Origin of the sequence: Rhodophyticola sp. CCM32, from assembly GCF_004751985.1 — a bacterium.
Classification (GTDB): domain Bacteria; phylum Pseudomonadota; class Alphaproteobacteria; order Rhodobacterales; family Rhodobacteraceae; genus Rhodophyticola.
Genome location: NZ_CP038492.1, coordinates 856911 through 869698 on the forward strand (window position 1 = coordinate 856911; position 12788 = coordinate 869698).

Here is a 12788-nt window from a genome sequence, read left to right on the forward strand (position 1 = left end):
CTGCCGGACAAAAACAGGGATGCACCCCGGCCCATCCTTGCGTAGAACAGATGCGACCGGTTTGGGAGATGGAAATGGCAGACGCGACATTCGGCAAAGGGCATCACCTGCATCTGGTGGATGGCTCGGCCTTCATCTTCCGCGCCTATCATGCCCTGCCGCCGCTGACGCGCAAATCCGACGGGCTGCCGATCGGCGCGGTCGCGGGGTTCTGCAACATGATCCACAAGATGATCGAGGGGAATACCGGCCCCGATGCGCCGACCCATGCGGCGGTGGTGTTCGACAAGGGCTCCCACACGTTCCGCAACGAGATTTACGACCAGTACAAGGCCAACCGGGAGGCAATGCCCGAAGACCTGCGCCCGCAAATCCCCCTGACCCGGGAGGCGACCCGGGCCTTCAATCTGGCCTGTCTTGAGATGCAGGGGTTCGAGGCCGATGACATCATCGCCACCCTGGCCCGGCAGGCGCGCGAGGCCGGCGGGCGCTGCACGATCATCTCGTCGGACAAGGACATGATGCAACTGGTCGGCGGCGGCGTCGAAATGCTGGATGCGATGAAGAATACCCGGATCGACGTGGAAGGCGTCGAGGCCAAATTCGGCGTCGGTCCGAACCGGGTGATCGACGTGCAGGCCCTGGCTGGCGACAGCGTCGACAATGTGCCGGGCGCGCCGGGGATCGGGATCAAGACCGCGGCGCTGCTGATCAATGAATATGGCGATCTGGACGCGCTGCTGGAGCGCGCGGATGAGATCAAACAGCCCAAGCGCCGCGAGACGTTGATCAATTTCGCGGATCAGATTCGCCTGTCGAAACGGCTGGTGACACTGGATGATCAGACCCCGATCGAGGTGGCGCTGACGGATCTGGAAGTGAAAGACCCGGAACCTGACACCCTGATGGCGTTTCTGGCGGAGATGGAGTTTCGCACCCTGACCCGCCGGGTGGCCGAACAATTGGGGGTGGAGGCGCCCGAGATCGCGGATACGGCCCCGCCTGCGGAGGGCGCGCCGGAGGCGGTTGGCTTCGACATTTCCGCCTATGAGACCGTGCGCGATATGGATGCCCTTGCGCAGTGGATTGCCAAGGCCCATGCCTTCGGCGCCGTGGCGGTGGATACGGAAACCACGGGTCTGAACGAGATGACCGCCGATCTGGTCGGTATCTGCCTGTCCACTGCGGCGGGCGAGGGGTGTTATATCCCCGTGGGCCATATGGAAGGCGGCGATGACCTGTTCGGCGGGGCCAAGCTTTCCGAGGGCCAGCTGGCTCTGGAAGATGTCCTGGCCGCGCTGAAACCGATGCTGGAGGATGCAAGCGTTCTGAAGATCGGTCAGAACATGAAATATGACGCGAAGATACTGGCCCGCTACGGCATCATGATCGCGCCGATCGACGACACGATGCTGATGTCCTATGCGATGCATGCGGGCCTGCATAATCACGGTATGGATACCCTGTCTGACCGCTATCTCGGCCACCAGCCGATCCCGATCAAATCCTTGCTGGGAAGCGGAAAATCCCAGATCACATTCGCCCAGACCAGCATTGCCGATGCGGCACCTTACGCGGCGGAGGATGCGGATATCACCTTTCGCCTCTGGCAGCGGTTCAAGCCGGGGCTGCACCGGGCGCAGGTGACCACGGTCTATGAAACCCTCGAACGCCCGCTGGTGCCGGTTCTGGCCCGGATGGAGATGGCGGGCATTAAGGTGGACCGCGATACGCTGAGCCGGATGTCCAATGCCTTTGCCCAGAAAATGGCCGGGCTTGAGGCGGATATTCACGCGCTGGCGGACACACCGTTCAATGTGGGCAGCCCCAAGCAGTTGGGCGAAATCCTGTTTGACCGGATGGGGCTGGAAGGCGGCAAGAAAGGCAAGACCGGGGCCTATGCCACCGGCGCCGATGTGCTGGAAGACCTGGCCGCGCAGGGCCATGACCTGCCCGCCCGCGTGCTGGACTGGCGTCAGCTCAGCAAGCTGAAATCGACCTATACGGACGCGCTTCAGGACCATATCAACCCTGATACGGGCCGGGTGCATACAAGCTATTCCATTGCCGGGGCGAATACCGGGCGACTGGCCTCGACCGACCCGAATTTGCAGAACATTCCGGTGCGCACCGAAGAGGGGCGGCGGATTCGCGAGGCGTTTATTGCGGAACCGGGCAAGGTTCTGGTCTCGCTGGATTATTCCCAGATCGAGCTGCGGATACTGGCCCATATCGCGGGTATTGATGCGCTGAAACAGGCGTTCAAAGAGGGGCAGGATATCCATGCGATCACTGCGTCCGAGATGTTCAATGTGCCGCTGGACCAGATGACACCGGATGTGCGCCGTCAGGCCAAGGCGATCAATTTCGGGGTGATCTACGGGATTTCCGGCTTTGGTCTGGCGCGCAATCTGCGCATCCCCCGGGCCGAGGCGCAGGGCTTCATCGACCGGTATTTCGAACGTTTCCCGGGCATTCGCGCCTATATGGATGCGACAAAAGAATTCGCGAAATCAAACGGTTATGTGCAGACACTGTTCGGGCGGAAAATCCATACGCCCGAGATCAATGCCAAGGGCCCCAAAGCCAGTTTCGCCTATCGCGCGGCGATCAACGCGCCGATCCAGGGCACGGCGGCGGATGTGATCCGCCGGGCGATGATCCGCATGGAGGCGGCGATTGACGGGCTGCCTGCGAAGATGCTGCTTCAGGTCCATGATGAATTGCTGTTCGAGGTTGAAGAGGATGCGGTGGACAGTCTGATCACCCGGGCCCGCGAGGTGATGGAAGGGGCCGCACATCCGGCGGTGGACCTGTCGGTGCCGCTGACGGTGGATGCAGGCCAGGGCGCACATTGGGCCGAGGCGCATTGAGGTAAGGCTGCAACAGGGCAACACGCCGGAATTCTGCAGAATTCCGGGTGGAAAACTGGAGTTTTCCACCCTCTTGGCGGCTTCGAATGACCGGGGTTTCAGACCGTCCCTTGCGCCCCCAGAATCAGCGTGGCCTGGCTGGACAACACGCCGCCATTGCCGTGACACAGGGCAAGTTCGGGGTTGTTGACCTGTCTGGCCCCGGCCTCGCCCCGCAACTGGTGGGTGGCCTCGACCATCGTGAACAGGCCATACATCCCGGGATGGACGCAAGACAGCCCGCCGCCATTGGTGTTGACCGGCAGGCTGCCACCGGGGGCGATGGCCCCCGAAGACACGAAAGCGCCGCCTTCGCCCTTGGCACAGAACCCCAGATCCTCAAGGAACAGGATCGTGTTGATGGTGAAGGCGTCGTAAAGTTCCACAATGTCGATATCGCCCTGTGTGACACCGGCCTGGGCATAGGCCCGTGCGCCTGACCGGACCGCACCGGTGGTGGTCAGGTCGGGCATCGCGGCAATTTCCTTATGGGTGACCTCTGCCGCCCCGCCAAGCAGCGCGACCGGCGCATGGGCCAGATCCTTTGCCCGGTCCATCCGGGTCATCACCACGGCGGCTGCTCCATCGGTCACAAGGCAGCAATCCCTGACACCAAGCGGGGTGGCGATCATCCGCGCGTCAAAATACGCCTCGGCGCTCAGCGGTGTGCGGCGGAACGCCTCGGGGTTCTTCTGCGCCCATGCGCTGGCGGCAAGGGCGACGGCGGCCAGATCGTCACGGGTGGTGCCATAATCATGCATGTGGCGCATGGCGGCCATGGCATAGCCCGCGACAGGCAGCATCGGGTTGTGCGGCGCCTCCACCGCGGAGCTTTTGAGGGCCGAGATCAGCCCGCCCGCGGCGGTGCGCTGATTGGAGCCATAGGTGATCAGCGCCACGTCACACAGCCCCGCATCCAGTGCCATCGCCGCGCTGATCGCATGGGCCATGAAACTGGACCCGCCAATGCGGTTATTGTCGGTGATCCGGGGCGCAATGCCGTAATATTCCGCCAGCGCCAGCCCCGACAGAAAATCATCGGGCAGGCAGGTATGAAGCGCATCGACCGCGTCGAGCGGCAGGCCCGCATCCTCCAGCGCCAGCAGCCCGGCCTGCGCGGCCATTTCCAGCGATGTGAAACCATGGCATTCGCCGATGCCGAAAGTGGCCGCCCCGACAATGGCGCTGCGACCGCGCGGAAACCCGTCTGTCCGGCTCATGGCGCTGGCTCCAGATCGAAAACCAGATGCGGGTCACCGTCTTCAGGCGTCACAATCCGGGCCTGCACAGGCGCACCGATCCGCACAGCGTCCGGCGATGTGTCGGGCATATGCGATACCAGGCGCCCGCCCTCGTCCAGATCGACCAGAATCAAAGCGCGCGGCGGGGCAGGCGCGCGGGGGTGTTCGATGGTGAAGGCATATATCCTTCCCCGGCCCGAGATCGGCGCCCAGTCTTCCAGACCCTGCCCATGGCACGGCCCCCGCAACCGGGGCGGGAAGACGGCCCGCCCGGTCTGCGGATCGCGCTGCAACATCATCTGGCCCTTGCGCAGAAACTCAAGAAAGCGCCGCTCCGGTCCTTCCGCATCCATATCCTGCCCCTGTCTGCGATCTGGTGTCAGATGATCCCGGCAGCGCGCAGCCGGGCCATGTCACCGGGGGTCAGCCCAAGCCGGTCGCGCAACAGATCTTCTGTATGCTCCCCCGCAAGCGGCGGGCTGCGTTCAAGGATGACCGGGGTTTCCGAGAATTTCAACGGGCTGCCGACAACGCGCACATCGCCCATTTCAGGATGGGTCAGGGTGGCAAACATATTCCGATGGGCCAGTTGTGGGTCGGCTTCGATATCGGCCATGTCATTGATCGGCCCGCAGGACACTTTCGCGGCATTCAGCCTGGCCATCCAATGGGCCTTGCCCCTGCTGCGCAGGATGGCCGTCATCTGTTCCCCCAGGGCCTTGCGGTTGGTCAGCCGGTTGCGGGACCGGGCGAAAAGCGGGTCGCAGGCCCAGTCCTCATGATCCAGAACCCTGGCCAGCCGCGCAAATTCCCGGTCATTGAAGGTGGCGATCAGGATCGCCCCGTCCCGGGCTTCGAACACGCCATTGGGAACGGCGGTCGGGTGGTCATTGCCGGTGCGGGGCAGGGGCGCGCGGGCATTCAGCCAGGCGCTCAGAGAGTTCAGAAGCAGGGCGACCTGAGAATCAAACAGCGCGATATCAAGATGTTGCCCGCGTCCGGTCTTGCCGCGATGATGCAGGGCCGCAAGGATCGCGATCACCGCATTATTGCCCGCCGCGATATCCGCAATCGGCACGCCCACCCGCATCGGGCCCGCGCCGGTCATCCCTTCGGGCAGGCCGGTGACGGCCATCTGCCCGCCCATGGCCTGAACCAGATAATCATAGCCCGAGCGGTTGGCATAGGGCCCGATCTGCCCGAATCCGGTGATCGAACAATAGATCAGCCGCGGGTTGATCCTGATCAGATCATCATAGCCCAGACCATACCGGGCCAGTGTGCCGGTGCGGAAATTTTCGATGAAGACATCGCTTTCAGACACAAACCGGCGCAGGATACCGGCCCCTTCCGGGGTTGAAAAATCAAGTGTCAGGGATTTCTTTCCCCGGTTAACGGTCTGAAAATAAGTGGATTGTTCGGGTTTCCCATCGGTGTTGCCAACCCATGGGGGCCCAAGGCTGCGCAGCGTGGAAGAGGCGATGCCGTTTCTGGAACAGGCACGCACGCCCTCGATCCTGGTGATCGGGTCGATGGCCTCGGCGGAAAGTTTTGTCGGCCCGATGGCCTATAACGGGATCAAGGCGGCGCTGACCACCTGGTCACAGCAATTGGCGCAACAGCTGGCGCCCAGGGGCATCCGGGTCAATTGCCTGTCGCCCGGACCCACCATGTATGAGGGCAGCAACTGGGAAATGGTGCGCATCGCGCGCAGCCGCATCTATGAGACGGCCAGACGCGGACATCCCGCAAAACGCATGGCCACGCCTGCCGAGATTGCAAAGGCGGCTGTGTTTCTGGTCAGCCCGGCGGCAAGCTGGTGCCAGGGGGCCAATCTGCTGGTCGACGGGGGGTTTTCAAAACGTGTTCCGTTCTGAATGACATGCAAAACGGCCGCGATCCGCGCGGCAAAAGGGAGCTGGGTATGACTATCCATCGTAAATCTGACGCTGAACACCCATGCGGATGATCTGATGCTGTTCCGGCAAAGGCCGCATCCGACAAACCCGGATAAGATGTTCTTTGACATGTATCTGTTCAAGCTTCTGAAAGAGGGGGAGGACCGCCCCGAGCCGCCCGGACATGCGTCTTACAAACACGGTGAAATCTCGCTTGGGCTGGTGGTCGATCAGGATGCCTATAATCTGCCGGGCGTGCAGGCCGGGATGCATTCCGACGGGTTGCCGGGCCTCTGGATCGGCGATCAGGAGCTTCGGATACGGCATTTCCACAAAGTGCTGGGCGATTATGTCGGCGACTGACAGCGCGGTGCAGAACGCCCGCCCGCCGCGCCATTGGGAGGATCTGGAGATCGGGGAGGCCACCCGGTCCCGCGTTTTGTGCGTGAAGCTGGAGGAGATGCTGGCCTATTCCCGGCACTATGATCCGCAATGGTTTCACGCCAATGAACAGGCCGCGCGCGACTCGTTGTTTGGTGCGGTCATTGCCAGCGGGTTGTATACGGCTTCCCTGTGGCGCCTGCTGGATCATGAGGAAAACGGCGATATCGCCTGGGTTTGCGGCGTCGCGTGGGAGAATGTCCGCTGGCGCAAGGCGGTATATGCGGGTGATCAGCTATGTGCCCATTCCGAAATCCTCTCGAAACGCGCCTCGGCCAGCCGCCCGGGGCTGGGGATTGCGATCCTCGCCCATAAGCTGACCAATCAGAAAGGCGAGATCGTGTTCGATTTCACCTCGACCGATCTGGTCTATCGCAGAGGGGGACAGGCAGAACCTGTCGCTCAATGATCTGTTCCTGCGGGCCACAGCCCTGGCGCTGGTCCGGGTCCCGCAGGTGAATGCCCATGTGTCCGACACCGGCATCACCCGGTTTGACCAGGTGGATATCGCCATGGCGGTCGCGGTGGAGGACGGCCTGCTGGCCCCGCTTCTGCGCAATGTCGCGCAGAAGCGGGTTACGGTGATTGCGGCCGAGGCCAGGGAGTTGCCCGAGGCGGCGCGGGCGCGAGATCTGACGGCCGGTATGCTGGACGGGGCGACATTCACCCTGTCAAATCTGGGCATGTACGGGGTGCGATCCTTCGATGCGATTGTCACCGCCCCGCAGGCAGCAACGCTGGCGCTTGGCGGCACGCAGCGGGTCGCGGTGGAGACGGCAGAGGGCGGGGTGGCGTTTGCCACAGATATCCGTGCCACCCTGTCGGCCGATCATCGTGCGATTGACGGGGCCCTGGCCGCGCAGTTTCTTGCGGCGTTGCGCGACCTGCTGGAAACGCCTTTATCGCTGATGCACTGATGCGCTTGCGTCACCCTGCATGAGAATGCGACCCGGCAAATTCGGCGGCTTTCCCGGAATTCGTGGCGATATATTCCGCCAGAACATCGCCCTGCAAATTCGTGTGTTTGCGCGACAGCTCCGCCGCCAGATCCGGGTCACGGTCAAGGATGGCCTGAAGAATAGCCGCATGATCCTTGAGATTGCTGTCTGAGCGCCCGGGATAGGACAGCTGGAACCGGCGATAGGGGACCAGCTTGATCCCAAGCCTATTGGTGATGTCGATCAGATCCCGGTTATGGGTGCCATCAATGATCATCAGGTGAAAGTTGCGGCTTAGTTTATAATAGTCATCATCCCGACCGGCGGACAGCGCCGCATCTGACCGGGCATGAGTATCCGATAACTGGCTGCGTTCAGCCTCGGTCATGCGCCGGGCGGCATATTTTGCGCACACACCTTCCAGTTCCGACATCACCTCGAACAGGCGGATCATATCGCCCACATCGGTGCGCGCCACGATGGCCCCCTGCCGCGGCTTTTTTTCCACCAGACCGGATTGGATCAGCTGAAGCATCGCCTCGCGGACCGGGGTGCGGGACACATTGAACCGCTGCGCCAGCGCCTCTTCGTCCAAAGACGCCCCGGGAGGCAAGATGCCTGAGAATATGTCGTTTTCCAGCGTGACGAGAACATGGGCGGAATGTGTGACACCTCTGGTTTTTGGCATTGCGGGGTCCTGCCTGTTTTTTGCTGTAGGTTTTTCTGCGATCCTGTTTGGATATACGCCCATATGGCGTTGGGATGGGTTAGTCTACACTCTCTTTTGGTTTCTGGCATATTTTTGTGTGACATGCCGTGTATTTTCGACTGGCAATGGCTTTTCGGCAGAAAAGCGACCTTTTGAATGGGAAACAGGGAAAAAATGGCCGTTTGCAAATGAGGATGATCGAAGCTGTTCCGGGTTTTGAGATGTCCAGCGCAGGTTCCCGGGCCGGAATCTGTTACTTTATTGCTCTTGTGTATACAAAAAAGGTATGATGCCCAGTCAAAAGCCGATATGCGTCTGAACGCAGGACCCCCGTTGCCATCAGCGGCGCGGTGACAGCTTTTCCCTTGCTGTGAAATTACCGGGCAGGCGGAATTTCTGACCCTTTGTCGCGCTCATCGGCCAACCCGTCACAAAGCGGATATAGCGCGGCAGTTTATAGGCCGCGATCCGGCCCGCGCATCAGATCAGCAGATCTTGCACAGTCATATCCTGCCCCGGCACCGGTTCGATAAAGGCGGCGGCCATTTATGCACCGCGCGGCGGGCAGGGTCCTGACCCTAGAACTGCACCCGTTTGGTAAACCCGCCATCCACGATCAGGTTCACGCCGGTCACCCAACTGGCGGCATCGCTGGCCAGAAATGCGATGCAGCGCGCCACCTCATCCGGGTCGCCCATGCGCCCGTCGGGCTGTTGCGCGACAATGGAATTATAGAATGCCTCATCCTGATCGCGGATCTGGTCCCAGGCGCCGCCGGGCACCATGATCGGCCCGGGCGAGACGACATTGAAGCGGATGCCGCGCTTCATATGGACCTGCGACATCTGCTTGGCATAGGTGATCAGGGACGCCTTGAGCGCGTTATAGGCCATGGGCGCCATGAAGGTTTCCACCGCCGCAGTGGTCGAGATGAAGATGACCGAGGCATTGCCCGCCTCCTTCATCACCGGAAACAGGGTGTCAAAGCCGCGCACACAGCCCAGAACATCAATCTCGAAATTGCGATACCAGCTTTTTTCGCCTTCCATGCCGCCGCCGGCACTGACCCCGGGCACGAAGATATCGCAGCCCCCCAGTTGCCCGGCGGCCTCATTCAGCCAGGCCTCATATTCATCGGCTTTCTTGATGTTGCAGGCACTGCCCCAGACCCTGGTGCCATGGATTGCAAGCGCCTCGACGGTCGCCGCCACATCATCTGCGTTGCGCGCACATATGGCGATGTCGCAGCCTTCCTCGGCCAGCAGTGCGGCGGTGGCCCGGCAAATGCCCTTGGTGGCCCCGGTCACGATGGCTTTCTTCCCTTTCAGGCCCAGATCCATGCTGGTCTCCTCCCTATTGCGCCCGGGCCGTTGCAGGGCAGATGGCGCCCGCGCCAGGTCATCTTGTGCAGGGATACTACTGACTGTATACGTATTGGCAATTGAAAATACACCATATGCGCCATTCCGGGGGGATTTCTGTTTGAAACGGGCCTGCCCGGGCCGCGTATCGCCCCTTTGCCTGTGGAAAGGATGGGCCATGACCACACCGCTTGTGATCCTGCGTCAGGAAGATGGTGTCGCGGAGATCCGGTTTAACCGGCCCGATACGCTGAATGCGCTCAGTCTTGATCTGGCAAAGGCGTTTGCCGATGCGGTGGATCGCGCGATTGCCACAGCCAGCACAAGGGCCATTCTGCTGGGGGCCGAGGGGCGCGGCTTTGTGGCCGGGGGGGGACCTGACCGATATGGGCGCTGACCCGGATCGCGGCAGTGCCGTGGTCGCAGATCTGTTGAGCGTTCTGAACCCGGCGATCACGGCCTTGGCGGAACAGCCGGCGCCGGTGGTCGCCGCTGTGCGCGGGGTTGCGGCAGGGGCCGGGTTTTCCCTGATGCTTGGGGCCGATCTGGTGGTGGCGGATCAGGAGGCGCGGTTCATGATGGCCTATGACCGGATCGGTGGCGTGCCCGATTGCGGGGCCACGTGGTATCTGTCGCGCAAGCTGGGCCGGGGTCCGGCGATGAAACTTGCCCTGCTGGGGGAACCGATCAGCGCGGCTGAGGCGCAGGCGCTTGGCTTGGTGACCGAGATCTGCCCCGAGCCGGAGTTGGAGGACCGGGCGCAGGCGCTGGCCCGCCGTCTGGCGAAGGGCCCCACACAGGCGTTCGGGGCGGTGCGACACCTGTTGAATCAGGCGCAAGGTACAAACCTGCCGGATCAGCTGGCCGCTGAAAAAGAGGCTTTTGTCGCCGCCGCGCGGAGTGAGGATTTCAAGGCCGGGGTTGCGGCGTTTCTGTCCAGAACCCGTCCGGTCTTTCGCGGGCGATGACGGCGGAATTGATCTGGCATCGCTTCGTGTATACAAGATTTACATGTAATAATACGAAACCTATGAAGCCGTGATCCGGGGCGTATGTTGCGCTGCCAGTCACATATACGGTCACATATACGGAAAGCCACGTGCCATGACAGATGTCTCTGCCCCGTTCCCGCAGGCCCATGGGGTTGCTGACGGGCCAATTCGCCGCGCTGCGGTGATCGGTGCAGGCGCGATGGGGGGCGGTATCGCGGCACAGTTTGCCAATGCGGGGATCCCGGTCGATCTGCTCGACATCGCCGGGACGCAGCTGGATCGCGACGGGCCTGCCAGGGCGGGTCTGGCCCGGCAGATGAAAACCGGCGGGTTCATTGTGGATGCGGCCGCCACGCTGGTGCGGGTCGGCAATACCGATGACCATATGCACCGCCTGGCACAGGCTGACTGGATCGTGGAGGCGGTGATTGAAGACCTGGCTGTCAAGCGCGCGCTTTACGCAGGGATCGAGGCGCATCGCCCGCCCGATGCGGTGGTCTCGTCAAACACATCGACCCTCAGACGGGCCGCGCTGATTGCAAACCAGTCGCCCGGATTTGCCGCGCATTTCGTCATCACCCATTTTTTCAACCCGCCCCGGAACATGCCCCTGCTTGAGATTGTGGCGGGCGAAGATGTGAGCGCCGATACCCTTGATCGCATTCGTGGTGCAGGGCAGAGCGTTCTGGGCAAGACCCTGGTGGATTGCCGCGATACACCGGGGTTCATCGCCAATCGGATCGGGTGCTACTACATCGCCATGGCCGTGCTGGAGGCCGAGGCGCAGGGATTGAGCGTGGAAGAGGCCGATGCGGTCATTGCCGGTTTCGGGGTGCCGAAAACCGGGGTGTTCGGGCTGCTTGATCTGATCGGGATCGACCTGATCCCTCTGGTCTGGGGGGAGTTGAGCCGAACCCTGCCTGACAGTGATGCCTGTCACCGGCATGATCTGGCGCAAAGCGCGCTGAGCCAGCGGATGATCGGGGATGGGCGGCTTGGCTGCAAGTCAGGGGCCGGGTTCTATCGCAAGGCTGACGATGGCAGCCGGGATGCATTGGACCTGAGCAGTTTCACATATCGCGCACAGGCCCCGGCCCCTGATCTGCCCGGGGGCGGGCGCGACCCGGCGGCGTTGATTGCGGCGGGTGGGCGTTATGGTGATTATGCCTGGACGGTGCTGTCGAACCTGCTGCTCTATACCATTGAGGTGGGCGCGGGCATCGCGCGGGACAGCGCGTCAATCGACACCGCCATTGCCCTTGGCTATGGCTGGCGCGAAGGGCCGTTCCGGCAGGCCGACCGGGTTGGTCCGGGTCTGATCGCGGCCCGCCTTGCGGATCAGGGGCGCCCGGTTCCGCCGCTTCTGGCGGCGGCCGTGACCGCGGGCGGCTTCTTTCACGGGGATGTTCCGGCGGTTGCCCTTGACGGCACAATCCTGACCCGCCCAAAGGGCGATCAGGCCCGCCGGTCCGGCAGGGCAGCCATTATATCCTCTGATGTGGCACGGGTTGACGAGGGTGAGGATGGCATCGCCTGCCTGCGGCTGACCGGGAAGATGGGGGTTTTCTCCCCTGCTGTGTTCGATGCGCTGGACGAGACCCTGTCGCAGGCGGGCGAGTGGCTCAAAGCTCTGGTGATCTGTGGCGGGACGCCCCGGGTTTTCTCGGCCGGGGCCGATCTTGCCCTGTTTGCGGGTCTGATCGACAACCCGGATGCGTTGGAGGCCTATCTGCAGCGCGGACATAGCAGTTTCACGGCGCTGCGCTATGCCCCCATCCCGGTTGTGTCTGCGGTTTGCGGACTGGCCCTTGGTGGCGGCTGCGAGCTGGCGCTGCATTCTGATGCCGTGATCTGCCATGCAGAGGCCCGGCTTGGCCTGCCGGAAACCAGACTTGGCATTCTGCCCGGATGGGGCGGCACCACCCGGCTTTATCAGCGCGCGCTTGATCGCTGTGGCGGTGATCCGCAGGCGGCGGCAGGTCAGGTGCTTGACCTGCTGTTGCCCGGCCCGGTGGCGGCCAATGCCCGCGCGGCGCAGCAACAGGGGCTGTTGCGGGTAGGCGACCCGGTCGTGATGCCGGTGGGGGAGGTGGATAGGGTCGCACGCGATGTGGCGCGGGGTCTGATCGACGGCTATGCCCCGCCCGCCCGGGCTCGCCTGCCGGTCTGCGGGGCCGAGGGGCTTGCAGCCGTGCTGGAGGCACCAAGGGCGGATCACAGGGCAGGCAGGGTGACGGATCATCAGCTTGAGATTGCCGAGGACCTGGCCGCAGTTCTGACAGGCGGGGCAACCGCG

At 62.7% G+C, this 12788-nt stretch carries 12 protein-coding genes and 1 pseudogene; 8 read left to right on the forward strand and 5 right to left on the reverse strand.

Annotated elements, in window-relative coordinates; translation table 11 throughout:
- Positions 1-74 precede the first annotated feature (74 nt).
- Positions 75-2873 (forward strand): DNA polymerase I, encoded by a 2799-nt coding sequence (gene polA, locus E2K80_RS04135; RefSeq protein ID WP_135373049.1) that lies wholly within the window; start codon positions 75-77, stop codon positions 2871-2873.
- 98 nt (positions 2874-2971) lie between these two features.
- On the opposite strand, the gene E2K80_RS04140 is transcribed toward polA, so the two are convergent.
- From E2K80_RS04140 to E2K80_RS04150, 3 genes are read right to left on the reverse strand one after another with little or no spacing between them, the layout of a single operon-like run.
- Positions 2972-4132, reverse strand: a complete 1161-nt coding sequence (locus tag E2K80_RS04140) for an acetyl-CoA acetyltransferase (protein WP_135373051.1) — start codon at positions 4130-4132, stop codon at positions 2972-2974.
- Positions 4129-4506 carry a Zn-ribbon domain-containing OB-fold protein gene (locus tag E2K80_RS04145; RefSeq protein ID WP_135373053.1) on the reverse strand — a complete coding sequence of 126 codons (378 nt, stop codon included), beginning with the start codon at positions 4504-4506 and terminating at the stop codon, positions 4129-4131. The genes E2K80_RS04140 and E2K80_RS04145 overlap by 4 nt, the downstream gene beginning before the upstream one ends.
- Positions 4507-4532: 26 nt before the next feature.
- Positions 4533-5660, reverse strand: coding sequence for a CaiB/BaiF CoA transferase family protein (locus E2K80_RS04150; RefSeq protein WP_238475650.1), 1128 nt, complete (start codon positions 5658-5660; stop codon positions 4533-4535).
- Between E2K80_RS04150 and E2K80_RS04155 the strand changes: the two genes are divergently transcribed.
- The 4 genes from E2K80_RS04155 (at position 5635) to E2K80_RS04170 (ending at position 7409) form a co-directional block, all read left to right on the forward strand.
- On the forward strand, positions 5635-6030 hold the full coding sequence (locus E2K80_RS04155) for an SDR family NAD(P)-dependent oxidoreductase (protein ID WP_135373057.1): 396 nt from the start codon (positions 5635-5637) through the stop codon (positions 6028-6030). The genes E2K80_RS04150 and E2K80_RS04155 overlap by 26 nt on opposite strands.
- Positions 6031-6126: 96 nt before the next feature.
- Positions 6127-6414, forward strand: coding sequence for an SRPBCC family protein (locus tag E2K80_RS04160; RefSeq protein ID WP_135373059.1), 288 nt, complete (start codon positions 6127-6129; stop codon positions 6412-6414).
- Entirely contained in the window at positions 6401-6901 is a 501-nt protein-coding gene (locus tag E2K80_RS04165) for a MaoC/PaaZ C-terminal domain-containing protein (RefSeq protein WP_135373061.1), read from the forward strand. Before E2K80_RS04160 ends, E2K80_RS04165 begins: the two co-directional genes overlap by 14 nt.
- A 28-nt stretch (positions 6902-6929) precedes the next feature.
- A complete protein-coding gene (locus E2K80_RS04170; RefSeq protein ID WP_238475756.1) occupies positions 6930-7409 on the forward strand; it encodes a 2-oxo acid dehydrogenase subunit E2 in 480 nt (159 codons plus the stop codon).
- 10 nt (positions 7410-7419) lie between these two features.
- Here E2K80_RS04170 and E2K80_RS04175 read toward each other — a convergent pair whose 3' ends face one another.
- A complete protein-coding gene (locus E2K80_RS04175; RefSeq protein WP_135373065.1) occupies positions 7420-8118 on the reverse strand; it encodes a GntR family transcriptional regulator in 699 nt (232 codons plus the stop codon).
- Between the two features lie 599 nt (positions 8119-8717).
- On the reverse strand, positions 8718-9479 hold the full coding sequence (locus tag E2K80_RS04180; protein ID WP_135373067.1) for an SDR family NAD(P)-dependent oxidoreductase: 762 nt from the start codon (positions 9477-9479) through the stop codon (positions 8718-8720).
- Between the two features lie 199 nt (positions 9480-9678).
- On the opposite strand from E2K80_RS04180, the gene E2K80_RS19425 reads away from it, so the two are divergent.
- The 3 genes and pseudogenes from E2K80_RS19425 to E2K80_RS19430 form a co-directional block, all read left to right on the forward strand.
- On the forward strand, positions 9679-9897 hold the full coding sequence (locus tag E2K80_RS19425; protein ID WP_238475651.1) for an enoyl-CoA hydratase/isomerase family protein: 219 nt from the start codon (positions 9679-9681) through the stop codon (positions 9895-9897).
- The gene (locus tag E2K80_RS04185) at positions 9887-10468 is read left to right on the forward strand and encodes an enoyl-CoA hydratase-related protein (protein WP_238475652.1); all 582 of its coding nucleotides are present in this window, start codon (positions 9887-9889) and stop codon (positions 10466-10468) included. The genes E2K80_RS19425 and E2K80_RS04185 overlap by 11 nt, the downstream gene beginning before the upstream one ends.
- A 136-nt stretch (positions 10469-10604) precedes the next feature.
- Positions 10605-12416, forward strand: a pseudogene (locus E2K80_RS19430) (3-hydroxyacyl-CoA dehydrogenase/enoyl-CoA hydratase family protein); the annotation flags it as partial.
- Positions 12417-12788 lie beyond the last annotated feature (372 nt).